The organism is Silvimonas iriomotensis (assembly GCF_014645535.1).
In the GTDB taxonomy this organism is placed as follows: domain Bacteria; phylum Pseudomonadota; class Gammaproteobacteria; order Burkholderiales; family Chitinibacteraceae; genus Silvimonas; species Silvimonas iriomotensis.
In genome coordinates this window covers 163,071-185,966 of record NZ_BMLX01000007.1, presented here as the reverse complement: position 1 = coordinate 185,966, position 22,896 = coordinate 163,071, and the positions used below count along the sequence as shown (strand labels likewise).

The following is a 22,896-nucleotide window of genomic DNA, read 5'->3' as shown; positions in this document are numbered from 1 at the left end:
TGATTTCAGCGATTAATACTTAAATTCGCATCGGCATGACGATGTACTTGAAATGCTCGTTGTCGGGGATGTTCACCAGCACGCTGGAGGTCACATCACCAAACACGAAATCAAGCGTTTCGACCTGGAGGTTGGTCAGCACATCCAGCAGATACTGGATATTGAAACCGATATCCAGCGGTGCGCCGGTGTAGTCGATCTCGACTTCTTCCTGCGCTTCTTCCTGTTCGTTGTTGTTACACAGGATGCGGATGGTGTTGTCGGTCAGCACCAGACGCACGCCACGGAATTTCTCGTTGGAAAGAATGGCCGCGCGTTGCAGGGCAGACAACAGGGTCTGACGTTCAATTTTCAGGAACTTGTCGTTATTTTGCGGAATAACGCGCTGATAGTCCGGGAACTTGCCGTCAACCACCTTGGTGTGGATCACGATATTGCCAAAGGCAAAACGCACCTGGTTGCTGGCGATGTCGATGGTGACTTCGTCATCGGATTCAGCCAGCAGCTTGTACAGCTCCAGAATCGTCTTGCGCGGCAGGATCACTTCGTTCTTGTCGAAGCTGGCATCCAGCTCGGCCGAGGCAAACGAGAGGCGGTGGCCATCGGTGGCGACCAGCTTCAACAGATTGCCATCGGTCACAAAGAACAAACCGTTGAGGTAGTAACGGATGTCCTGATGCGCCATGGCAAATTGCACGCGGCCCAGCAGGGCCTTGAGCTGGCCTTGCGGCATGCGGATGGTGGCGCGCAGGTTGTTGTCCACGGCCAGGGTCGGGAAATCACCGGCTGGCAGGGTCTGCAACTGGAAACGGCTCTTGCCGGCTTTGAGCGTCAGGCGGCCTTCGTTGTCTTCAAACGTGACCACGGCGCGGTCCGGAATGGCGCGCAGGATGTCAGACAGCTTTTTGGCCGAAACGGTAATGGCGAAGTCTTCGCCCGAGAACCCTTCGCTTTGCTCACTGGCGATCTGGATTTCCAGATCGGTGCCGGTAAATGCCAGGGAATCGCCCTGTTTGCGGATCAACACGTTAGAGAGGATCGGCAGCGTATGGCGGCGCTCGACGATACCGGTCACGGTGGCGAGCGGCTTCAGCAGGGCATCACGTTCGGCTTGCAACAAGGGCATGGCTACAGGTCCGCAAAAGTGGGTTCAAATAGGGAAAGATTTTACCTGAAAACGCCCCTCAAGACACGTACTTGCTACCTTTGCCGGGCTGGCATCTTTGCCCGTGCGCACAGGGTGGCAACGGGCCATGCGTGTGGCCGCTTTGGCAATGGCAGAAAGGTCAGCCATGTTGATTGAAGGAGGCGTGTAATTCTGGCCGATATTTGCTGACATAAAACCAACAGACGGCGTGTGTGATGTGGGTTTTGCCGTGCGCAAGAATTAGCATGTGCTGATTATCTCTGGCCATCTCCCCCTTCCCATGAACACCAAAACGTTGTCTTACGGCTTCTACACGCTCTTGCTGGGAGGCGTTGCCTGGTATGGCTTAAGTCACGATTACCTCTTGATCCCGGTTAAAAATCAAAAGCCTGTGCCGCTGGATGGAGGCGATGCCTATTTCGCATCGGTCGGGATCTTGATTGGTGCAGCAATCATGCTTTGGAACATGCTGGCGGTGGCGGGCAAGGCAGACGCTTTGCTCAAGCCAGATCGCCGGCGATTCTGGCTGGTGGCGCTCGCCTGGTTCATCTTCGGCCTGGGCTTCTGCCATCACCTGTCCATGAGGGGCGAGCCCGCAGACGAGGCGGCAGACTGGTCACACTGGGTTTTTCCGCTCTGTACCAGTCTGTTCATGGGGGCGCTTGGGGGCTGGGTGACGGAGCGCTCCATCGAGATTGCGCTGAACAAGCGTGAAGGCAAAAAGGCCGCAGACAAAAGCTACCGGAGCACTGCTACAGGTGGCTGCATCCTGGGCATCGCTCTGCTGCTGCTGGGGCTTTACCTGTCATGGTTATTTGGGGGTATGGGGCGGCTGCCGATCGTGCTTTTTGCATTCTTCGGGCTTCTTGCTTTCGGTCTTAGCATGTGGGGCGGGCGTCTTCTGGGGAAGTACCACCGCGCTGAACTGACGAACCCCGCCAACAATCTCCGGCCCATGTGGCGGGCCCAGAAGATAGGCATGCTGGGGGCGATCGCGGCGGCGCTGCTGATTGCGTTTGTTGCACATGAACTGGCACCTCTTCCACCACCGCCGCCCGACCAGGAAATCGGAACTGATCTGGTCGAGGGCGCCAAGGCGCCAGACTGGGCCTTTTCCGTGACCGGTTTTGCCGCCTCTGCAACAGAAAGTAACGTGATCCAGCGGTTGCAGGATAAAGGCTTCACCCCGGATTGCTACGACGCCGGCAACGACAAAGCCAATCTGGCTGCCGGGATTACCCGCCTGTGCGAGATGCACGTCAAAACTGCCTTTGGCGGGCGCGTACAGTTTGTGGTGTTTGCCTTCGGAGTGCATGGGCTGGTCAACTACCGCATGTTTTATCCTGGCGATCAGTGGGAACGTGTTCAGGCACAGACTCGCCAGGACTTGCCGTGGCATAAAGCCCACACGGACAAGTATGGAAAACCGGTATTCCAGGCGCAGACCGTCAACAGTGTCTGGACCGTCAACCAGCCCGCAGCTCCGTGGAGTTCCTTTACTTTGATGTGGCAAGGCCAGCCCTGAACCGGGCTCGCTTCAAACACCCCTTTGCGGGTTTGCCCCCATCGTCTGACGCAGTGCAGCACGTTAATTTCAATGTCGGTCGGTTACCGCTCTACACTGGATTGAACGCTGCGTCGGAGGATGTATGGGACATCAGGAACAGGCAGTCAGCACGGCATATGGCAATGGTGAGGCCCTGAGCCTGGCGCGTGCCATTCTGGATGGCTTTGATTGCCACTACCGCTTGTTCCGCGAATGCAGCCAGAGCGCCAAGGGCTACTTTGAGGCCGGCGATACCAGCGCCCAGCGTGAGACGGTGAAACGGCGGATCGCCTTTTACGATATGCGTGTGGATGAAGCAGTCGAGCGCATTCTGAAAGAGTTCAATCCGGACAGCCTGCCCGATGAAGTCTGGGCGCGGGCCAAGACGCAGTACATTGGCCTGCTGGCCAACCACAAGCAGCCTGAACTGGCCGAGACGTTTTTCAATTCCGTGTGCTGCCGCATTTTGCACCGCACGTATTTCCACAACGATTTCATCTTCTACCGGCCGGCCGTTTCTACCGAATACATCGAAGCGTGGGAGCCGCAGGTCTACCGCACCTACTACCCCTCACGCAGCTGGCTGGAAGACACGGTCGAACGCATCCTCACGGATTTTGACTTCAGCCTGCCGTTTGAAGACCTCAAGCGCGATGTGCGCTACATCTTGCGCGCCGCGCATGCCCACATGGGGCACTGGCCCAAGCTCTCGTTCAATTCGCAAATCCAGGTCATGGCCTCGCCGTTTTATCGCGGCAAGACGGCATATATCATCGGCCGCGTGATCAACGGCGATCTGGTATTGCCTTTTGCGCTGCCGCTGTACCGCAGCGATGCGGGCCAGTTATACGTGGATGCGGCGCTGTTCAACCACCTGCATATCCGCCACCTGTTCAGCCTGTCGCGCGCGTATTTCCTGGTTGATATGGAAGTGCCATCGGCCACCGTGCACTTTTTGCACCAGGTGCTGCCAGACTGTTCGCGCGCCGAGTTGTACACCATGCTGGGCCTGGGCAAGCAAGGTAAAACCATGTTTTACCGCGAGTTGTTCCACCACCTGCGCCATTCCAGCGACCGCTTTACCATTGCGCCCGGTATCAAGGGCATGGTGATGATCGTGTTCACGCTGCCGTCTTTCCCCTTTGTGTTCAAGGTGATCAAAGACGTGATCCCGCCGCCCAAAGAGGTGGATCGCAAACTGGTGCGCGCCAAATACCAGATGGTGAAACAGCACGACCGGGTGGGCCGCATGGCCGACTCCTGGGAGTTCTCCAACGTCGCCCTGCCGCGTGACCGCTGCGACCCGGAACTGTTGCAGGAGCTGGCCACGCTGGCGCCTTCCATGTACGAGGAAGACGGCGATACGGTGGTCATCCGCCATTTGTACATTGAGCGTCGCATGATGCCGCTGAACATCTTGCTGGACCAAAGCACCGGCCAGATCGTGGAAGACGTGATCCGCGATTACGGCAACGCCCTGCGCGAACTGGCCATTGCCAATATCTTCCCCGGCGACATGCTGTTCAAGAACTTCGGCATCACCCGTGCCGGCCGTGTGGTGTTCTACGACTACGACGAAATCGAGTACATGACCGACTGCGATTTCCGCCGTATTCCGCCGCCGCTGGCGCCGGAATACGAACTCTCTGGCGAGGCCTGGTACACCGGCCACAAAAACGAGGTCTATCCGGAAGAGTTCGGCACCTTCCTGCTCACCCGCGCCGACATGCGCGCGGCGTTCATGAAATACCACGCCGACCTGCTAACGCCGGACTTCTGGCAGCAAACCAAGGCGCGTATCCAGCGCGGGATTGTGGAAGACTTCTTCCCGTATCCGCAGGACACGCGGTTTATGGTGCGGTTTGGCCGCCAGGATGACGAGGTGCGGTAGTGCCTGGCGTTACCGCATCAGCGTGTACCTGTCCCAGCCACTGGTTGATTGTGCCGTACCGGTTGATTCTGCTGGCTGCCTGATAGTAGCCCGTTCCGGTTGTAACCAGGCCGCCGCGGTTGCAATGCTGCAATTGCTGATTGGTCCGTGGATTGGTCAGAGTCAGCAGGGCGGCGCAGTCTTTTGTGCGTACAGTTTCTGGTCGCGCTTGCCAGATGATGACTTGGCCCGGGGTTGCGTGGGTGGCAATCAGCTGCATGGGTGCCGCCAAACCCAGGCTGAGCGCGCCCCCCGCGCAAAACAGCGTGACCAGGATCGCACACCGCAAACGGGTTGAGAGGTGCAGGTCGATATCCGGGCCGGTCCTGGTCCGCACGCGCCAGGCATAAAAAGGGATTGCCCATGCCGCAAGCATGACCAGCAACGTGATCGGCGCGGCCGGGGCGGTCGGATCAAGGGTCGTGTGATCAAAAAAAAGCGGCGTCAGCATCTGACCACCCACCACCAATGCAATCGTCAAAGCCAGCATCAACAGGTAGGTGAACCAGCTGTCATAGCGGCGGGCCTCATCGATCACAGGCGCGCCGGGAAAATGCGCTGCAAGCCAATGCTCAAGCGCATCAGCGACCTTGTCCCGATCCTTTTGTTTATCGCAATGCGGTAAATTGACGGCCCCGCCCCGAAAGCGCAACTCGATCCCCCAGAGTTCTTTGTTGCGGGAAGAGCTGTTGGTTCGCCGCACAACCGGTGCGTGAGTCATTCGCCGGGATTCCAGCCCCGTAGTGATTGATCCATCGCGGCCAAAACGGACCATCTGAAAGCCGCCACGCATGAACAGCTGGACCAAAAATATATCCAGCAACAGCGCAAATGCAGCCAGGCTGGCACCTCCAGTCCACAAGAATCCATGCCACGAATCATGCAGGTTGATGAGCCCGTTTAATTGCAGGCCGAACAAGCCCAGTGCGACCAGGCAGCAGGCGCCACGAAACAGGTTAATCCCTGAGCCGTACTGGATAGTCAGCGCGTCCGGGGTTTCAATCAGGGAGGGGAAAGAGCCAGGGTCATGCGAGAAAGCGGAGTCATTCAAGGCGGGCATAAAGGGGTTGGGACACGCGCTTCGCGCGGAGAGAAGACAACGTCATGCTGCGCCTCTCCCGGCCGCGTTGCAGCAAATCAGCCGCCGCTGTTGCTTTTCTGGCCTGCGGCAATCGCGTTGAATGCCTGACAAAAAAGGAGCGCCTGGCGCACCCCTTTTCATCCCTGGTCATTCACCGGCACGGTTCGTTATCACAACTGACCCACATGTAACGTGAGTGTGAGGACCGCGGCTCAGTGGTGCGGGGTGGATGTGTGCCTTGCGCCGTATCCACGCTACGCGCGGGGTGAAACAAAAAAGGATGCCATCGGGCATCCTTTTTTGTTTGGGCAACACCTTGCGCCTCAGAACAACCGCTCCGCATACAACGCCGTCGGGAAGGTGGCTTCCCAGCCGTGTTCACCATACGGGTAGCCCTTCATGTCATCACACACCCGCGCCAGGGTGCCGAAGAAGCGGCCCTGGTTGTCGGTGGTCTGGGCCAGTTGGGCAGACATGCACAAGAGCGGTTTGTCGGTCATGTTGCCGGCCACTTCGCTGGCCAGGTTCTTTTGCTTGCCGGTGTATTTGACCAGTACCGGAATGCTGCCGCGTTCGCCCATTTGTTCTGGCGACATGCGCGGGACGAAGCGGAAGTCTTCGTTGCGGGCGCCGACGGTAGAGAACTGGTTGCCGCCAAGCACGCCGTCGTGGTTGAACACGGCGGTCAGGCCGGGTTTGTGGTCGCCAAAGACGACGACCATGACTGGCCGTTTGCGTTTGGCGGCGGCTTTTTGCAGGGCGATGACAAAGCGCTGCATGTCAGCGATGGATTTATCCAGACGCTTGCGGTAGTCGGCTTCGCCGTTGTCGTCGTTGGCGCCCACGTATTTGCCGTGGGTCATGACGGTGGCCATGAACATCATGGTTTTTTGTTTTTTGGGGCTCTGGTTGTAGAGCGTCAGCACCTTGTCGAACAACAGCGTGTCGTCTGGCCAGCCTTCTTCGTCCCAGTTCATTTCATCGACAAAGTGCGTCTCATCAAAGCCGAACTTCGGGTAGATGATGTTGCGCTTCCAGAAGGTCGAGTAATAGTCGTGCAGGCCGTAGGTGTGGTACCCCTCCTTGCGGAAGTGGCTGACGATGGTGTGCGCGTCGTCGCGGTACTGGTTGGCGAAGGTCTGGTAATCCACGCCCGGGAACACCTTGCTGGATAAGCCCGTGAGTACTTCAAACTCGGCCTCGGCCGTGCCGCCACCATAGACCGGGCTGACCATGTGGGTGAGCGCGAACCCGTTTTCATCGCGCAGCCGCAATACAGCGGTGGGGAAGCGGCTGTCTTCAGTGGTGAAACACGATTCGCACAGGATGACAAAGACATCCGGGTCTGTGGCATCAAACTGGCGCAGCGGGGCCGCGGCGTAGAAATTGTGCGGGCCGTGTCTGGGCGGGGGGACAGTTTCTGCGTTCAGGTACAGATGGCCCAGCACACCGTTGGTACGGGCGTTTTCGCGGAAATTGTACGAGAGGTATTCGGTGCGCAGCGCGTTGGTCAGCGGCAGGGTCAGGTAGTCATCCAGCCGCGCCGGGTTATCCATGCGCACGTAGAACATGGCTGGCAGGATCAGCGCGGGCAGCAGGCGCCAGGACACAAAGCGCGGATGGCGGTACAGGCCGTAGCCGATGGCCAGCACGGTCATGGTCACGTAGGCCACCAGATGCCAGTCGGCGTATCCCGTCAGCGCGGCGCCTTGCGAGACTTCAAACAGGTCGCGGGTGAGCAGCGGCTCGCCGGTGGCGTCTTCCTTGATCCAGCTGCCATTGAGCAAGGCCCCTTCAAGGCCGATGGTGGCGGCCACGGCCGACCAGCGCTCTAGAAAGGCAAAGAAAAACAGGAACAACAAGACCTGAAACAGCACGCGCGGGGCGTCCCACACGGTGTCCACCAGCAAACGGCCGACAATCAGCAGTGCAAACGGGGCGACGGGGCTGAATTTCTTCCAGGCAGGCGCGACCCATGCCGGCAAAGACGGCTGCAGTTTGCGGAAACCAATATCCGCAATGGCGGCGGGACTAAGCAATTTCATGTAATCAGTCGTTCTGTACGGCAGGCGAACGGCGGGAAAAACGATCGACCATAGCCGTGATCCCGTTGCAAGCAAACGTGAATTTTGACAATTTTGTGACCAGCATGCGAAATGACTGATCAGTGGCAACACAGGTTCCCGGTATTGCAGGTTTTTTTTGCGGTACTTATCATCAGTCGCAGCTTATCCAGCCGCAAACGCAATCCGGTTCGAGACCGGGCCCGCTGCCCATCCGCTGCCTGCCTGAGTCATCTGCGCCCATCGCCGCCGTGTCGTCCGCCCGTTTGCTCTTCACACATACCGCCAGGCATGGGGAAGGAATGCGGCCGTCACAAGCACCGGGCATTTCCTCGTCATGGTTCTGGTCAAAAATACAGAGAGCAAATCCATGACGACTCATGCAGCCCAGCCGCCGGCCAATTCTACGGCGCGCGTTGCGGTGGCCAGTTTTATTGGCACCGCCATCGAATTTTTTGATTTCTATATCTTTGCCACCGCGGCCGCGCTGATCATCGGCCCGACGTTTTTCCCCAAAGAATCGGCGACTGCGCAATCGCTCAATGCCTTTGTCACCTTCGGGATCGCCTTTCTGGCACGCCCGGTGGGCTCGGCGCTGTTTGGCCACTTTGGCGATCGCATCGGCCGCAAATCCACGCTGGTGGCGTCTTTGCTGGTGATGGGGGTCTCTACCACGCTGATCGGGTTCTTGCCCAGTTACGAGAGCATTGGCGTGGCCGCGCCGGTCATCCTGTGCGTGCTGCGCTTTGGCCAGGGTATTGGTCTGGGCGGTGAGTGGGGTGGCGCGGCATTGCTGGCCACCGAGAACGCGCCCGCCGGCAAACGCGCCTGGTTTGGCATGTTTCCACAAATGGGGCCGTCGATTGGTTTCCTGTTTGCCAACGGTTTGTTCTTTGGTCTGGCGGTGCTGTTGTCGGACGATCAGTTCAAAAGCTGGGGCTGGCGCGTGCCGTTCATTTTCAGTGCCGCGCTGGTGATGGTGGGTTTGTATGTGCGCCTGAAACTGCACGAGACCCCGATCTTTGCCCAGGCGTTGCAGCGTAACGAACGCGCCCGCGTGCCGTTATTCGAAACGCTGTCCGGCCATATCGTGCCGGTGCTGCAAGGCGCGTTTTCCATGGTGGTGTGTTATGCGCTGTTTTATATCTCCACCGTGTTTTCGCTGTCTTATGGCGTGAGCAAACTGCATTTCACCAAGCCTGAATTCCTGGCCATGCTGTGTTTTGCCGTGCTGTTCATGGCGCTGGGTACGCCGCTGTCGGCCTGGGCCAGCGATAAATGGGGCCGCCGCCCGGTGCTGTTGCTGGGCACCGCGCTGGCCATGTTGTCTGGCTTCGCCATGGCGCCGCTGCTGGGTGGTGGCACCACGGCCAGCGTGGGCTTGTTCCTGGTGATCGAACTCTTTCTGATGGGCTTCACTTTCGGGCCCATGGGTGCGCTGTTGCCAGAGATCTTCCCCACGCGCGTGCGTTACACCGGGGCGTCAATTGCTTATAACGTCGGCGGCATTATCGGGGCGTCGATTGCACCGTTCATTGCGCAGATTCTGGTCGAGAAGGGCGGGCTGTCCTGGGTGGGCGGCTACGTGTCGGTGGCGGCCTTGCTGAGTTTCCTGGCCGTGTTGTCGATGCGGGAAACGCGCCATGCCGATCTCGTCAGCGCCGGTCAGGCGGCGGCGAATGATGAATCTGCCGCGCCAGTGGCACAGCGCGTGTAGCGCGTGGTATCTGGTCGGGCATGAAAAAAGCGGCATGGTGATCCATGCCGCTTTTGTGTGTGTGCCGGGCCTGATCAGACCACCAGATCGGTCTTGATCTCGAACTGCCCGCTCAGGGTTTTGTGCACCGGGCATTTCTCCGCCACGCGCAACAGATCCGCCCGCGCGGCGTCATCCAGCGGGCCGCCCAGCGTGATATGGCGTTTCATGTGATACACGCCGCCTTCCTCTTCATGCGTGATTTCTACCCGGATGCTTTCCAGCGGATAACTGCGTCGTCGTGCGTACAGCTGCAAGGTCAGCGAGGTGCACGCGCCCAGCGCGGAATCCAGCAGTTCATGCGGGTCTGGCGCGCCGGGGGCGCCACCGCTGGCCGCGCCCATGTCGGCAGTCCACTGCGCACTGCCATTGCTCAACTGGGTAATGGTGGCCTGGCTGGCCGCCTGCCATGTCACGTGGATGGTCATGTTGGCTCCTTGAACCGGTCAAAAGGGCAATGTGCTCAGTGTAGAACAGCCAGGCAGACCGCAGACCTGGTCTGCAGCTAGAATCGCCCCTACCTCGATGACGGGAGCATTCATGCTTGAGCGGCAAGTCTGGCGCAACTTTGTGGCAGTGACATTTAGCGTGGCCGTGGTCGGTATCGGCCTGGGCGCCACTTTGCCGCTAACCGCGCTCACACTGGTCCGGCTTGGCTACGGCCCGGAAGTCGTTGGCTGGATGGCGGCAGCGGGCGCGTTGGGCGGCGTGATCGGCACCTTTCTGGCGCCGGGCCTGACGCAGCGGCTGGGCCGGCGCGGGGTGATGCTGGGCTGCATGGTGCTGGCGCTGGCTTCTGTCATGCCCTTGCAGTTCACCAGCAATCTGGTTTGCTGGGCCGTGTTGCGGTTTATGTTTGGCTTTGCCATGGCGCCGTTGTTCGTGCTGGGCGAGTCCTGGATCAACGCCTTGCCGCCCGATGCGTCGCGCGGGCGGGTGGTGGCAATCTATTCCACCAGTTTCAGCCTGTGCCAGATGCTCGGGCCTGGGTTGACCACCTGGCTGGATGCCATGCCGGATCGCAATTTTTTGATTGCCGGGCTGCTGTTCCTGATCGGGATCCCCGGCATTGTGGCGGCCGATGCCGGTACGCATGATGCCGATGAAACCCCGGCTGGCGCGCAGGATCAGCACGCATCGTGGCTGGCCATTTTGCGGTTTGCGCCGGTCATTGTGGCCGGCACGGCGTTCTTTGCGCTGTTTGATGCCGTGACACTCAGTTTCTTGCCGCTGTTTGCCTTGCATCACGGTTTTGATCGCCAGACAGCCTTGTTGTCGGCGTCGGTCGTCATGGCGGGCGACGCCACCTTGCAGTTTGCCGCTGGCTGGCTGGCCGATCATTACGGCCGCGCGCGCGTGCACAAACTGTGCGGAGTCCTGTTGTGCCTGCTGCTGGCCGGTTTGCCCTGGGTAATCCATGCGGGTTTTGTCTGGTGGCCATGGTTGTTTGTGCTGGGTGGCGTCGCCGGCGCTATCTACACACTGGCGATTGTAGCCAGCGGGGATTACTTCACGGGCGCGGCCTTGTTGCGATCGGCCGGGCTGATTGCGCTGACCTGGAATATCAGCAGCAGTGCCGGCCCGGCGCTGACCGGTGTGGCCATGCAACGCTGGGGTGATCAGGCCATGGTGGGTGTGTTGCTGCTGGTGGCGCTGGGGTTTGTCGCGGTTTCGCTGGCCGGGCGTTCACCCAGGCAGGCGTTCCATGCCTGAGCGATGACCCGAAAACAAAAACAGCCGGCGCAGATTGCCCCGGCTGTTTTTCTGGCAGGTGCAAGATCAGGCCGCTTTGGCCAGCACGCCTTCCAGTCTGGTGAAGAAAGACTGCCAGCCCCAGTTGGCGCCTTGCAGATTGCGGTCTTCGTGCGGCTTGAAGCCGCTTTGCTCCATGCGCAGCAAGACGCCTTCGGGGGTCGGCGTCAGCGTAAAGGTCACGACCGTGCTGATGCCGGTGGCCGCTTCTTCGCCCGATGCACACCAGGTGTAGGCCAGTTGCCGCGGGGCATCCACCGTCAGCACTTCACAGTCGGTGATGCCGTTCCAGCCGGGCATGGCCGGCATGCGGAAAGTAAAACGGTGCCCCACGACGGGTTCAAAGTCATTGCTCATCAGCCATTCTTCCAGCAGCGGCCCTTGCGTGAGCGCGCGCCAGACTTTTTCCTGCGGGTGGGCAAAACTGCGTTCAACCACGACAGCGCGCAGGGCTTGATCGGTACTGGGCATGTTCATTGGTCCATCCTTTGCAAAAGGTCATCAAGACGATCAAAACGATCGGGCCAGAACGCGCTGTAGTAACGCAGCCAGTCCATCAGCGGGTTCAGTGCGGCCGGTTGCGCGCTGTAATGCGTCTGGCGGCCTGCGCGCCGTTCTGTCACAAGGCCGGCCTCTTTGAGGATGGCCAGATGCTTTGATACCGCCGGTTGTGACACGCCAGCCTGATCCGTCAGCGCCCGGACGTTTTGCTCGCCCTGGCGGCAAAGCCGTTCGTACACGGCGCGGCGGGTGGGGTCTGCCAAAGCCCGGAAAAGCGTGTCGGTTGCGGTATCCATGACCAAATGATAACCGAATGGTTATTAATTGCAAGAAAAGTAACCAGACCATCGCCACCGGCTGAAGAACGGTATTTTACCCGGATGATATTGACGCGGTATTTATATCCGGGTAAATTTGGTGCATTCACCGCTGACTGGCCAGGAGAACGACCATGACCCATCCCATTCACTGCACGGCGTTTGCCGGGCATCGCCGCATTGCCTCTGGCCTGCTGCGTGATGTGGCCGTCGCCATCAAGCAAAGTGGCGCTGACAACGCCACAGAGCCCTTGCTGGTGTTTGATGACGCCACCGCCCGCCCGGTCGAACTGGATTTGCGCGGCACGGCGGCAGAAATCGCCGCGCGTATTGTTGAAGTGACTGCCACGCCAGACGCCACAGAAGAACTCGATGCCCCACGTGGGCGCGGCCGGCCCAAACTGGGCGTCGTCGCGCGGGAGGTCACGCTGCTGCCGCGACATTGGGAATGGTTGAACAGCCAGCCTGGCGGCGCGTCCGTGGTACTGCGCAAGCTGGTGGAGGCCGCGCGCCACGCCAGCGCCGCGCCAGACCGCCGCCGTCATGCGCAAGAGGTGTGCTATCGCTTTATCTCTGCGCTGGCCGGCAATCTGCCTGGTTTTGAAGAAGTCTCGCGCGCTTTGTTTGCGCCGGACCAGGCGCGGTTTGAGGCCTTGATCAGCGCCTGGCCGCAAGATGTGCGTGAATATGCCGCGAAACTGGCCGAGGGCGTCTGGGCCTGAAACGGTCTACGCTGATGAAGTCAGCCCGAGTGGAATGTTGCGCCTTGCCATGTTGCAGATCGACCGTGAACACCTGCATCACTATGTAGACCGCGCTAATTTTGTCGTGCGCTGTGCGGCCTCGGCCACGTTGTCCTGGTATGCGGCCGTGTTGTTGCAGTCGCCGCATCCGGTGTGGGCGTCGATGTCGGCGCTGATTGTTTCGCAAGAAAACATCCACGCCACGCGCACGTCGATTCGCGGGCGCATTCTGGGGACGCTGCTGGGCGCGCTGGTGGCGCTGGTGGCCAACCTGGCCGGCAATACCTGGCAGATTGCCGTGCCGGTGCAACTGGCCGTGGCTGTGGGCATCTGCGCCATCATCGCCATGGGCCGGCCGGCGATCCGGGTCTGTCTATGGACCTGCCCGCTGGTACTGCTAACCACCACCAGCGCTGAATCGCCGCTGCTGACTGCCGTGTACCGCACCGCAGAAGTGTTGATTGGCGTGGTGATTGGCGGCGTGCTGCATCTGGGCGAAGCCAGCCTGATGACCTGGCTGCGGCTGGGGCGCTATCGCCAGGTAGAAGAACAACCGGAATTCCCCGGCCGCTTGCTGCACGCCCATCAGCAAGGCGTGCAGCAGCACCGGCAAGACGTGGCGCGCCTGTTCAGCCAGTCAGATGACTAAGGCGCGCGCCCGGGCGCATCAAGCGTGCCCGCGCTTTTCGCTATCCATATGGGCCATTTGCGCGGGTTGATAGCGCTCGCCAGCCGCCGCATCCGCCGGAACGGCTTGTTCGATACGCGCCAGTTCGGCCTCGCTCAGTTTGATTTCCACCGCACCGAGCGATTCCGCCAGCCGCGTGCGGGAACGGGCGCCAATCAACGGCACGATATCCTCACCGCGCGACATCACCCAGGCAATCGCCAGCTGGGCCACGGTGACGCCTTTGTCCTGGGCAATGCTGCGCAGGGTGTCGACCAGCGCCAGGTTGTGGGTGAGATTGTCGCCGCTGAAACGCGGGGCAGAGCTGCGAAAATCCCCTTTGCCCATGGCGCGATCGGCAGACCAGTGGCCGCTGATCAAGCCGCGCGACAACACGCCATAGGCGGTAATGCCGATGCCCAGCTCACGGCAGGCGGGCAGGATTTCGGCTTCCAGCGAGCGTGAAATCAGCGAGTACTCAATCTGCAAGTCAGAGACCGGCGTGACGGCGGCGGCGCGGCGGATGGTGTCGGCGCCCACTTCAGACAAACCGGCGTGGCGCACGTAGCCTTCTTCGATCAGCCGGCTGATGGCGCCCATGGTGTCTTCAATCGGCACATTCGGGTCCAGCCGGGCAGGGCGATAGATGTCGATGTAATCCACGCCAAGGCGCTTGAGCGTATAGGCCACAAAATTGCGCACGGCAGCCGGGCGGGCGTCATAACCGCCCCAGCCATTGGCCGGATCACGCAGGGCGCCAAACTTGACGCTGATCTGTACCTGATCGCGGTTTTTGCCTTTGAGGGCGCGGCCGATCAGCATCTCGTTATGGCCCATGCCGTAAAAATCCCCGGTATCAAGCAGGACGATCCCGGCGTCCATGGCGGCATGAATGGTGGCAATGCCTTCTTCTTCATCGACCGGGCCGTACATGCCGGACATACCCATGCAGCCCAGGCCCAGGGCGGCGGTGAGCGGGCCGGTTTTTCCAAGTTGTCGCTGTTGCATCTTCAGACTCCAGTAATTGAATAAATCGCGCGCTGGCGTGATGCCTTGCATTGTTATTGACTGGATATTCCGGATAAAGCCGCGGCGGATGGATTTATTATACGAACAAGACCAACAATCAGATTGTGATGCCCGGAGCCGGAAATGGATCGCATCGAAGCCATGCAAGTCTTTCTCAAAGTGGCCGAGTTCAGCAGTTTCAGCAAGGCGGCAGATGTACTGCATCTGCCACGCGCCACGGTCAGCAATGCCATCCAGCACCTGGAAAAACGCCTTGGCGCGCAATTGTTCCAGCGCACCACGCGGCGGGTCAGCCTGACGCAGGAAGGGTTGCTGTACCAGGAACGCTGCACCCGCCTGGTGGCGGAGCTGGAAGAGACCGACAACCTGTTTACCGGCGCGGCGCGCAGCCCCAGCGGTGTGGTACAGGTGGATTTGCCCGAACGCATGGCGCGACTGGAAATCATTCCACGCTTGCCGAGGTTTTTTGAACGCTATCCGGAAATCCAGTTGCGGTTTGGCGCCAATGACCGCTTTGTGGATCTGGTGGGCGAGGGCGTGGATTGCGCGGTGCGGGTGGGTGAACTGCCAGACTCGACCCTGATGGCGCGGCGGGTGGGGGCCATGGCGCAGGTCAACTGTGCCTCACCCGCTTACCTGGCGCAGTACGGCGTGCCGCAAACGCTGGCTGATCTGGAACACCATCTGGCGGTGAATTTTCATTCCAGCCGGCTGGGGCGTGATCTGGACTGGGAATACACCCACAACGGCGAAACCCGGCTGATCCGCATGCAAAGCCGGATTTCGGTCACCAGTTCAGAGGCGTATATGGCCTGCTGCCTGGCCGGCCTTGGTCTGGTGCAGGCGCCGCGCAATGGCATTGTGCCCTTGCTGGCCAGCGGGCAACTGGTGGAAGTCCTGCCCCGATATCGTGCGGCGCCATTGCCGGTTTCTGTGGTCTATGCTCAAAACCGGCGTCTCTCTGCCCGGGTGAGGGTGTTCGTGGATTGGGTGGTTGACGTGCTGACCGGCAACATGCAGACAGAGTTACCGTTAGTCGGAGTGACGGACGGTGCTGACTCGTAATCAGCATTCATTTGGCATAATTCGGCCCGAACAGAAAATGCTGATATAACAAGGAAAAATGTCATGCTGCACACTTTGCAGGGACGCGTTGCGGCGGCGATCGCTGTCATCCTCCTGCCCGTGATTCTCGGTGGGGCCATGCTGTTTGCTTTGAACGAAAGCAACCGGGTCCACGACGAGACCGATCAACTTGCCCAACAAGCGCTGGATAACGCGGTCGATCAGCTCAAGCTGACCAACGACCAGATGAAAGCGCGGGTTGATGCCGCCATGAAGCTGCTCAAGGCACGCGGTCTGGCGCTGGGCCAGCCGGCCAGCGGCCCGGCGGTGGCGGTGAAAGACAAAAACCCGCCTGATTTGCTGCTGGGCACCGCCTCGCAAGCCAATCATTTTGAACTTGTTGATGGCGTGCTCGACATCATGGGCGGCACCGCGACGTTGTTCTCCCGCGCCGGTGATGACTTTGTGCGCGTGTCCACCAACGTCAAGAAAGACGGCAACCGCGCCATTGGCACCGTGCTCGACCCCAAGGGCCGCGCCATTGCCGCCATTCGCCAGGGCCAGCCGTTCTACGGCCAGGTGGATATCCTGGGCAACCCGTATATCACCGGTTATGAGCCAATCCGCGATGCCGGCAACAATGTGATCGGCATCTGGTACGTCGGCTACAAGGTTGATCTTTCGCCGATGCAAGCCACGGTCGGCCGCATTCATCTGCTGCAAAGCGGCTTTGTGGCGGTGGTCGATGACAAAGGCAAAGTGCGCTTTCATTCCGGCAGCGTGGATGACAGCACCGCGCAAAGCCTGCTGGATAACGCGCCGGCCGGCTGGGCCCATGTCGAACAACCGTTTGACGACTGGAAGTTCAAGGCCGTGGCCATGTGGCCAGAGTCTGAGGTCAACCAGATTGCCCGTCAGCGCGCGCTGGTGATCGGCATCAGTGCTGTGGTCGTGGCCGTGTTGCTGCTGATTGTGCTGCTGGCACTGCTGCGCCATCTGGTGCTCAAGCCGCTGGGTGGCGAGCCCGCCGACGCCGTGCGTGCCGCGCAAGCCATTGCCGACGGTGATCTGGCGTTTCCGCTGCCGTTGGGCAATGCATCGCGCGACAGCATGATGGTGGCGATCGGGCGCATGCGTGATGCCTTGCGCGCCATGATCGAAGAAATCCAGGCAGAAGCCCGTGGCGTGAACGAGATCGCCGGCCGGTTTAATGTCACCTCAAAGCAGATTGCCGAGGGTTCGGCGCGGCAATCTGACGCCACCACCACCATGGCGGCGGCGCTGGAAGAACTGACGGTGAGCGTGAGCCATATTTCGTCCAGCTCGCAAACCTCGCTTGATCACACCAGAGAAAGCGCCAACCTGAGCCGCGAAGGCGAACAGGTGATTGCGCGCACGGTGACAGAAATCCAGGGGATTGCCGAACAGGTGGATGAAACCGCACGCGTGATTGCCACGACAGTAGAGAAAACCGTGGCGATCGCCAGCGTGGTCAAGGTGATCCGTGAAGTGGCGGACCAGACCAACTTGCTGGCACTGAACGCCGCCATTGAAGCGGCCCGCGCCGGTGAACAAGGCCGCGGCTTTGCCGTGGTGGCCGATGAAGTACGCAAACTGGCCGAGCGCACCGCGCAGTCGACGACCGAAATCAGCCAGACTATCTCTGCCGTTCAGGAAAGTGCGGCTGAAACCACCCGCAATATCGGCGCGGCACAGGCGCGCGTGGCGCAAGGCGTGGAACTGGCCAATCAGGCTGGCGCGGCCATCCGCCGCATTGAAGAGGCCTCGGGCGAGGTGCTGCGTGTCAGTCAGGAGATCACCGTGGCGCTGCGCGAGCAAAGCCAGGCCAGTAACGACATTGCGGCCAACGTGGAGCGCGTGACGCAGATGATTGTGCAGAACGAGTCGGCATCGCGGGATGCTGCGGCAGAAGCGCAAGAGATGCACCAGGTGGCCAGCAACCTGAACAGCACCTTGTCACGCTTTCGCTTGTGATACAAAGGCTGCAACAAGGCAAGGGGCTGCCAGAGCGGCACCCCTGAAAGTCAAAAGACCGGCACAGGCCGGTCTTTTGTTTTACTCATCTCACACCGCGGACCAGCTTTTGCCCAGCGGGTTGAAGGTCGGCTTCTGGCCGCCCCACAGTTGTTCGAGATCGTAGTAATCACGCACGGCGGGCAGCATGACGTGCACGACCACCGAGCCGGCATCGACCAGCACCCACTCGCCGGAGTCTTCGCCTTCAGTGCTGACAATCTCAAAACCCTTGGCCTTGAGTTCAACACTGACGTTGTTAGCCAGAGCGCGGACCTGGCGGTTGGATTCGCCGGTGGCGACGATCATGCAATCAAAAAGATCGGTGAGCTGCGTGGTATCCAGGACCAGGATTTCCTTGCCCTTGATGTCTTCCAGTGCCGCTACCGCGACATCGCGCATCTGCTGTATGTGTTCGTTCATGCATCCATATCCTGCGGTGGCCGACGGTGCGTTGGGGCTGGTGTTTCCAGCATCGCGTCCGGCGGCACGAGCCGCTTCAAGTTAGGTAAAGCCCGGATCGCCCAATGGCTTGTGCGACCGGAGTCAGGCCGCTGACGTCTTCCCCGTGCGCGAGTTTGTCGCGCAGTTCGGTTGACGAGAACGGCATGAGCGGTGTTGGCAGGATGCTGATCCTGCCTTGGCCCAGCGCATCGGGTTGCGCGGGGACTGCGCGGTGTTTGAGTTCCCGCGCGAGTTCTTCAGAAAGTGTAGTCCAATCGTAGCCCGGACGCGCCGCAATCACCATGTGCCCGCATTCGAGCAGATCACGCCAGCGCTGCCAGGTGGCCAGGTGGTGAAACGAATCGCCACCCACCAGCCAGACCAGCAACGCATCAGGGTGCTCCTGTTGCAGCTCGGCCAGCGTATCTACCGTATAACAGTAGCCGTCGCGGCGCACCTCCCGGTCGTCGGCTGTCAGACCGGGCTCGCCGGCAATGGCCGCTTGCACCCACTCAAAACGCTGCTGCGGCGATACCGGCGGCGCGGGCCGGTGGGGCGGCAGGCCGGTAGGGATCAGCCGCACCTCGGGCAGCGCAAAGGTATCGCGCAAGGCCCGGGCCAGAATCAGGTGGCCGTTGTGAACAGGATCGAAGGTGCCGCCGAAAACGCCCAGCGTCTGCGACGGCACAGCTAGATCGGCGTTGCTCAAACCCGGACTTCCCCGTTACCGAGCACGATCCATTTCTCGCTGGTCAGGCCTTCCAGCCCGACCGGGCCACGCGCGTGGATCTTGTCGGTGGAAATGCCGATCTCGGCACCCAGACCGTACTCGAAACCATCGGCAAACCGGGTCGAGGCATTGACCATGACCGACGCCGAATCCACTTCACGCAGGAAGCGGCGGGCCTTGGTGTAGTTCTCGGTCACGATCGCATCGGTGTGGTGCGAGCCGTAGGTGTTGATGTGGTCCATCGCGGTATCCAGATCAGGCACGATGCGGATCGACAGGATGGGGGCCAGGTATTCAGTGCGCCAGTCTTCTTCCGTGGCGGCAATGGCGTCGGGCAGGAGGTCACGCGTGGCGGCGCAACCGCGCAACTCGACCCCCTTGCTGCGGTAAATCTCTGCCAGCGGCAACAGCACGCGCTGCGCAGCGCTGGCGTGGACCAGCAACGTTTCCATGGTGTTGCACGGCGCATAACGATGCGTCTTGGCGTTGTCGGCAATGCGGATGGCTTTGTCGGTATCCGCCTCGTCATCAACGTAAACGTGGCAGATGCCATCCAGATGCTTGATGACCGGCACGCGCGCGTCTTTGGCAATGCGCTCGATCAACCCTTTACCCCCGCGCGGCACGATCACATCCACGAACTCGGTCATGGTAATGAGTTCGCCCACGGCGGCGCGGTCCGGGGTTTCGATAATCTGTACGGCGGCTTCCGGCAAGCCGGCTTCGGACAGACCGGCCTTTACCAGTTGGGCAATCGCCTGGTTGCAATGAAACGCCTCGCGGCCGCCACGCAAGATGGTGGCATTGCCGGATTTGATGCACAGGCCGGCGGCATCGGCCGTTACGTTGGGGCGGGCTTCATAAATGATGCCGACCACGCCCAGCGGTACGCGCATTTTGCCGACCTGAATGCCGGTGGGGCGGAATTTGAAATCGCCCATTTCACCGATCGGGTCGCGCAGCGACGCAATCTGGCGCAGGCCTTCAGCCATGGTGGCAATGGTCTTTTCAGTCAGTTGCAGACGATCCAGCAGCGCTGGCTCAAGGCCGTCGGCACGGGCTTGTTCCATATCGCGCGCATTGGCGGCCAGCAGGGCGTTGGCGTTGGTTTCAATCCCTGCGGCAATGGCCAGCAGCGCGGCATCTTTGGCGCGAGTCTCGGCCTTGGCCATCGCCCGGCTGGCGAGGCGTGCCTTGCGACCCACTTCCTGCATGTATGCCTGAATGTCCATCTTCTGCCTGAAAATCAAAGAAATAGCATGCCATTGTAGCGAATCGGGATGCAGATGTCGTGGGGGAGGTGGGGAGGGGCTGGGCGCCTCCCGCTGCCTTATGGGCTTGTCATTCCTGCGCGGGCGGGAATCCGGCTGCAATGTTTGCGAGGATGAGGGGCTACTTTTGCTCCACTACCTCGTCATTCCGGCGGAAGCCGCAATCCAGTCGGCCATCGTAGATGGCCTTTGCGGTGCGGGCTCTAGGGTGGATTCGGAGTTGCCCCTTGGTGGGTACCCCCACAAAGCGGTCGGCGCTACGAATGGCTGGTGCAGCGGGGATAGCGACAATCCACCTGAAACCTGAACCGCTGTTAGCACCTGCGGCGCGAGTAAAGGCATTGCATACCGGGGGTGCCCGGAGCACGACACTTTCTTTGCCTCGCCAAAGAAAGTGTCCAAAGAAACGCGACCCCAGCCTGGCGGCCCTCCGGGCTGCCCTCAGTCGGTCGGGAGCCTAAGGTCTCCCTCCGCTCCTTCGGCGCTTGGCTTTAATGGGGGAGGAAAGTCAAAAGCAACTGCAACTTCAAAAACAACCCCATTTCCCGGAGCGAAGAGCGCGTTCTTAACGCGCGGGCAATTCCGGCAACTGCAGCGTGGTCACACCAATATTGTCGACGTCATCACGCGCTTCATACGGCGGGGCGGAGCTTTGCACGGCGACGAGCAGCGGTCCTTCCGGTGTATCCACCCAGATGGGCGAGCCAGAGTCGCCTTCCAGCGTGTCGCAGCGGTGAAAGACGGTGTTGTCAGGGCTCAAGGCTGTGATCTTGCACCGCAGATGCGCCGCCATGATGTCGTCCTGGTCTTCCGGGTAACCGGCCTGGTTAACCACATTGCGCGCTTTGGCCAGCACTTGCTGCAACCGGCTGCGGTTGCCGCTGAACATGCGCATGGGTTTGGGGGCTTCGCCTTCTACCAGTTTCACACGGATGATGGCGATATCGTACTGGCGGGCCTTTTTGGTGATGTACACACCGTCTTTGCGCCGATCCAGCCCGGCCTTGAATTGCGGGTTGAATATCTGGCTGACGACGCGGTATTTGGCGGTGTACTGGCCGTTGTCGTACGCGGTCATGAACCATTCGCCCTGGTCCATGTTCTTGCTGGCCATCCAGAAGCAATGCGCAGCGGTGACCGCGGTGTCCGGGCTGATCAGCGTGGCGGTGCAGTCATACTGATGCTGGGTGCGCATGACCCCGATGGCGGCGTAGGTCGGGGCAAACGGGGTGCGAACGATAATCCGGTCGTCATGACCGAAAAACATGATCTTGCGCTGCGCGGCTTCGCTGGGTTCAGCGTGCGCGGTTTGCAGACAGGACAGCATAAAGGCCAGTGCGAAGAAAAACCGTTTCATGTGCGATATCGGCAAAGTCAGGAAGAGACGTGGACGCGGGCATCGGGATGATGGTTCCCGTCTGCATGCATGATTGACACGATAAAACAAAAACGGGGACCGAAGTCCCCGTTTTTGTTGGCAGTGCTTTGCTGTTGATTAGGCAGCGGAAGCAGCGGAAGCCTTCTTGTGCTTCTTGGCTTGAGCCTTTTGAGCAGCAGAGGCAGCGGATGCCTTGTGCTTCTTGGCTTGGGCCTTTTGAGCAGCGGAAGCAGCAGAAGCCTTAGCCTTCTTGGCTTGAGCCTTCTGAGCAGCCGAAGCAGCGGAAGCCTTGTGCTTCTTGGCTTGGGCCTTTTGAGCAGCCGAAGCAGCGGAAGCCTTAGCCTTCTTGGCTTGAGCCTTTTGAGCAGCCGAAGCAGCGGAAGCCTTGTGCTTCTTGGCTTGGGCCTTTTGAGCGGCGGAAGCAGCAGAAGCCTTGTGCTTCTTGGCTTGAGCCTTTTGAGCAGCCGAAGCAGCCGAAGCCTTAGCCTTCTTGGCTTGAGCCTTTTGTGCAGCGGAAGCAGCGGAAGCCTTGTGCTTCTTGGCTTGAGCCTTTTCTGCAGCGGAAGCAGCAGAAGCCTTAGCCTTCTTGGCTTGAGCCTTCTGGGCAGCGGAAGCAGCGGAAGCCTTCACTTTCTTGGCTTGGGCCTTTTGAGCTGCGGAAGCGGCGGATGCCTTGTGCTTCTTGGCTTGAGCCTTTTGTGCGGCGGAAGCGGCGGAAGCCTTGTGCTTCTTGGCTTGGGCCTTTTGAGCGGCCGAAGCAGCGGAAGCCTTAGCCTTCTTGGCTTGAGCCTTTTGTGCAGCGGAAGCAGCGGAAGCCTTCACTTTCTTGGCTTGGGCCTTTTGAGCGGCGGAAGCGGCGGATGCCTTGTGCTTCTTGGCTTGAGCCTTTTGTGCAGCGGAAGCAGCGGAAGCCTTCACTTTCTTGGCTTGGGCCTTTTGAGCGGCGGAAGCGGCGGATGCCTTGTGCTTCTTGGCTTGAGCCTTTTGTGCGGCCGAAGCAGCGGAAGCCTTAGCCTTCTTGGCTTGAGCCTTTTGTGCAGCGGAAGCAGCGGAAGCCTTCACTTTCTTGGCTTGGGCCTTTTGAGCGGCGGAAGCGGCGGATGCCTTGTGCTTCTTGGCTTGAGCTTTTTGTGCGGCGGAAGCAGCGGAAGCCTTGTGCTTCTTCGCTTGAGCCTTCTGCGCTGCGGAAGCGGCAGAAGCCTTCTTGTGAGCGTGCTTCTCAACCTTCACCGACTTCACGGTGGAAGCCGGGGCGTCAGCAGCAACGCCGAAAGCGGCGGCGCCGGCGAACATCGCTGCAACGAGCGTAGCGACCAACTTGTTCATGGTAATTCTCCAACGTTTTTAAGAGATGCGGGACACGTTCTTGTCGTGTTGGAGTGGATTATTCGGAATTGCCTGAACAAGGTCAGTGCGGGGATGGTTGCGTGTTGTAACTGAAT

At 60.1% G+C, this 22,896-nt stretch carries 20 protein-coding genes; 8 read left to right on the top strand and 12 right to left on the bottom strand.

From position 1 onward, the window contains the following. Window positions 1-19: 19 nt before the first annotated feature. Window positions 20-1,126: a DNA polymerase III subunit beta gene (gene dnaN / locus IEX57_RS19020; RefSeq protein WP_188706541.1), complete on the bottom strand. Its 1,107-nt coding sequence runs from the start codon at window positions 1,124-1,126 to the stop codon at window positions 20-22. A gap of 268 nt (window positions 1,127-1,394) precedes the next feature. Here dnaN and IEX57_RS19015 point away from each other — a divergent pair, with 268 nt between their 5' ends. Continuing rightward, complete coding sequence (locus tag IEX57_RS19015; RefSeq protein ID WP_188706539.1) at window positions 1,395-2,672, top strand: hypothetical protein; 1,278 nt, start codon at window positions 1,395-1,397, stop codon at window positions 2,670-2,672. Window positions 2,673-2,796: 124 nt separating this feature from the next. Beyond that, window positions 2,797-4,584: a bifunctional isocitrate dehydrogenase kinase/phosphatase gene (aceK, locus tag IEX57_RS19010; RefSeq protein ID WP_188706537.1), complete on the top strand. Its 1,788-nt coding sequence runs from the start codon at window positions 2,797-2,799 to the stop codon at window positions 4,582-4,584. Here aceK and IEX57_RS19005 read toward each other — a convergent pair. Together IEX57_RS19005 and IEX57_RS19000 are read right to left on the bottom strand one after the other, a co-directional pair. Further along, window positions 4,544-5,674, bottom strand: coding sequence for a hypothetical protein (locus IEX57_RS19005; protein ID WP_188706534.1), 1,131 nt, complete (start codon window positions 5,672-5,674; stop codon window positions 4,544-4,546). The genes aceK and IEX57_RS19005 overlap by 41 nt on opposite strands. A gap of 353 nt (window positions 5,675-6,027) precedes the next feature. Further along, window positions 6,028-7,749: an LTA synthase family protein gene (locus tag IEX57_RS19000; RefSeq protein WP_188706532.1), complete on the bottom strand. Its 1,722-nt coding sequence runs from the start codon at window positions 7,747-7,749 to the stop codon at window positions 6,028-6,030. Window positions 7,750-8,137: 388 nt separating this feature from the next. On the opposite strand from IEX57_RS19000, the gene IEX57_RS18995 reads away from it, so the two are divergent. Then, window positions 8,138-9,484, top strand: coding sequence for an MFS transporter (locus IEX57_RS18995; RefSeq protein WP_188706530.1), 1,347 nt, complete (start codon window positions 8,138-8,140; stop codon window positions 9,482-9,484). A 74-nt stretch (window positions 9,485-9,558) separates the two neighbouring features. Here the strand turns inward: IEX57_RS18995 and IEX57_RS18990 are convergent, their stop codons facing one another. Continuing rightward, window positions 9,559-9,951, bottom strand: a complete 393-nt coding sequence (locus IEX57_RS18990; RefSeq protein ID WP_188706528.1) for an OsmC family protein — start codon at window positions 9,949-9,951, stop codon at window positions 9,559-9,561. Window positions 9,952-10,063: 112 nt separating this feature from the next. Between IEX57_RS18990 and IEX57_RS18985 the strand changes: the two genes are divergently transcribed. Next, window positions 10,064-11,236, top strand: a complete 1,173-nt coding sequence (locus IEX57_RS18985; protein WP_188706526.1) for an MFS transporter — start codon at window positions 10,064-10,066, stop codon at window positions 11,234-11,236. Between the two features lie 66 nt (window positions 11,237-11,302). Here the strand turns inward: IEX57_RS18985 and IEX57_RS18980 are convergent, their stop codons facing one another. Further along, window positions 11,303-11,752, bottom strand: coding sequence for an SRPBCC family protein (locus tag IEX57_RS18980; RefSeq protein ID WP_188706524.1), 450 nt, complete (start codon window positions 11,750-11,752; stop codon window positions 11,303-11,305). After that, window positions 11,749-12,072 (bottom strand): ArsR/SmtB family transcription factor, encoded by a 324-nt coding sequence (locus IEX57_RS18975; RefSeq protein WP_188706522.1) that lies wholly within the window; start codon window positions 12,070-12,072, stop codon window positions 11,749-11,751. Before IEX57_RS18975 ends, IEX57_RS18980 begins: the two co-directional genes overlap by 4 nt. A 155-nt stretch (window positions 12,073-12,227) precedes the next feature. Here IEX57_RS18975 and IEX57_RS18970 point away from each other — a divergent pair, with 155 nt between their 5' ends. Further along, the gene (locus IEX57_RS18970) at window positions 12,228-12,815 is read left to right on the top strand and encodes a DUF2239 family protein (protein WP_188706520.1); all 588 of its coding nucleotides are present in this window, start codon (window positions 12,228-12,230) and stop codon (window positions 12,813-12,815) included. A gap of 34 nt (window positions 12,816-12,849) precedes the next feature. Continuing rightward, window positions 12,850-13,485: an FUSC family protein gene (locus IEX57_RS18965; RefSeq protein WP_188706518.1), complete on the top strand. Its 636-nt coding sequence runs from the start codon at window positions 12,850-12,852 to the stop codon at window positions 13,483-13,485. 18 nt (window positions 13,486-13,503) lie between these two features. Here the strand turns inward: IEX57_RS18965 and IEX57_RS18960 are convergent, their stop codons facing one another. Beyond that, on the bottom strand, window positions 13,504-14,511 hold the full coding sequence (locus tag IEX57_RS18960; RefSeq protein ID WP_188706516.1) for an aldo/keto reductase: 1,008 nt from the start codon (window positions 14,509-14,511) through the stop codon (window positions 13,504-13,506). A gap of 144 nt (window positions 14,512-14,655) precedes the next feature. On the opposite strand from IEX57_RS18960, the gene IEX57_RS18955 reads away from it, so the two are divergent. Both IEX57_RS18955 and IEX57_RS18950 read left to right on the top strand, forming a co-directional pair. Beyond that, window positions 14,656-15,597, top strand: coding sequence for a LysR family transcriptional regulator (locus tag IEX57_RS18955; RefSeq protein WP_188706514.1), 942 nt, complete (start codon window positions 14,656-14,658; stop codon window positions 15,595-15,597). Between the two features lie 63 nt (window positions 15,598-15,660). Beyond that, window positions 15,661-17,592, top strand: a complete 1,932-nt coding sequence (locus IEX57_RS18950) for a methyl-accepting chemotaxis protein (protein WP_188706512.1) — start codon at window positions 15,661-15,663, stop codon at window positions 17,590-17,592. Between the two features lie 90 nt (window positions 17,593-17,682). Here the strand turns inward: IEX57_RS18950 and rsfS are convergent, their stop codons facing one another. The 5 genes from rsfS to IEX57_RS18925 form a co-directional block, all read right to left on the bottom strand. After that, window positions 17,683-18,054, bottom strand: a complete 372-nt coding sequence (gene rsfS, locus IEX57_RS18945) for a ribosome silencing factor (protein ID WP_188706510.1) — start codon at window positions 18,052-18,054, stop codon at window positions 17,683-17,685. A gap of 76 nt (window positions 18,055-18,130) precedes the next feature. Next, entirely contained in the window at window positions 18,131-18,784 is a 654-nt protein-coding gene (gene nadD, locus IEX57_RS18940; protein ID WP_188706508.1) for a nicotinate-nucleotide adenylyltransferase, read from the bottom strand. After that, complete coding sequence (locus tag IEX57_RS18935) at window positions 18,781-20,037, bottom strand: glutamate-5-semialdehyde dehydrogenase (protein WP_188706505.1); 1,257 nt, start codon at window positions 20,035-20,037, stop codon at window positions 18,781-18,783. The genes nadD and IEX57_RS18935 overlap by 4 nt, the downstream gene beginning before the upstream one ends. Before the next feature lie 604 nt (window positions 20,038-20,641). Continuing rightward, entirely contained in the window at window positions 20,642-21,433 is a 792-nt protein-coding gene (locus IEX57_RS18930) for a trypsin-like serine peptidase (RefSeq protein WP_188706503.1), read from the bottom strand. Window positions 21,434-21,571: 138 nt separating this feature from the next. Next, entirely contained in the window at window positions 21,572-22,780 is a 1,209-nt protein-coding gene (locus tag IEX57_RS18925; protein WP_188706501.1) for a hypothetical protein, read from the bottom strand. Between the last annotated feature and the right edge of the window lie 116 nt (window positions 22,781-22,896).

Excerpts from the sequence above, each read along its gene's own strand:
- dnaN (WP_188706541.1), bottom strand. The coding sequence starts at position 1,126 with ATGCCCTTGTTGCAAGCCGAACGTGATGCCCTGCTGAAGCCGCTCGCC.
- aceK (WP_188706537.1), top strand. The coding sequence starts at position 2,797 with ATGGGACATCAGGAACAGGCAGTCAGCACGGCATATGGCAATGGTGAG.
- IEX57_RS19000 (WP_188706532.1), bottom strand. The coding sequence starts at position 7,749 with ATGAAATTGCTTAGTCCCGCCGCCATTGCGGATATTGGTTTCCGCAAA.
- IEX57_RS18995 (WP_188706530.1), top strand. The coding sequence starts at position 8,138 with ATGACGACTCATGCAGCCCAGCCGCCGGCCAATTCTACGGCGCGCGTT.
- IEX57_RS18990 (WP_188706528.1), bottom strand. The coding sequence starts at position 9,951 with ATGACCATCCACGTGACATGGCAGGCGGCCAGCCAGGCCACCATTACC.
- IEX57_RS18985 (WP_188706526.1), top strand. The coding sequence starts at position 10,064 with ATGCTTGAGCGGCAAGTCTGGCGCAACTTTGTGGCAGTGACATTTAGC.
- IEX57_RS18980 (WP_188706524.1), bottom strand. The coding sequence starts at position 11,752 with ATGAACATGCCCAGTACCGATCAAGCCCTGCGCGCTGTCGTGGTTGAA.
- IEX57_RS18975 (WP_188706522.1), bottom strand. The coding sequence starts at position 12,072 with ATGGATACCGCAACCGACACGCTTTTCCGGGCTTTGGCAGACCCCACC.
- IEX57_RS18970 (WP_188706520.1), top strand. The coding sequence starts at position 12,228 with ATGACCCATCCCATTCACTGCACGGCGTTTGCCGGGCATCGCCGCATT.
- IEX57_RS18965 (WP_188706518.1), top strand. The coding sequence starts at position 12,850 with ATGTTGCGCCTTGCCATGTTGCAGATCGACCGTGAACACCTGCATCAC.
- IEX57_RS18960 (WP_188706516.1), bottom strand. The coding sequence starts at position 14,511 with ATGCAACAGCGACAACTTGGAAAAACCGGCCCGCTCACCGCCGCCCTG.
- IEX57_RS18955 (WP_188706514.1), top strand. The coding sequence starts at position 14,656 with ATGGATCGCATCGAAGCCATGCAAGTCTTTCTCAAAGTGGCCGAGTTC.
- IEX57_RS18950 (WP_188706512.1), top strand. The coding sequence starts at position 15,661 with ATGCTGCACACTTTGCAGGGACGCGTTGCGGCGGCGATCGCTGTCATC.
- rsfS (WP_188706510.1), bottom strand. The coding sequence starts at position 18,054 with ATGAACGAACACATACAGCAGATGCGCGATGTCGCGGTAGCGGCACTG.
- IEX57_RS18935 (WP_188706505.1), bottom strand. The coding sequence starts at position 20,037 with ATGGACATTCAGGCATACATGCAGGAAGTGGGTCGCAAGGCACGCCTC.
- IEX57_RS18930 (WP_188706503.1), bottom strand. The coding sequence starts at position 21,433 with ATGAAACGGTTTTTCTTCGCACTGGCCTTTATGCTGTCCTGTCTGCAA.
- IEX57_RS18925 (WP_188706501.1), bottom strand. The coding sequence starts at position 22,780 with ATGAACAAGTTGGTCGCTACGCTCGTTGCAGCGATGTTCGCCGGCGCC.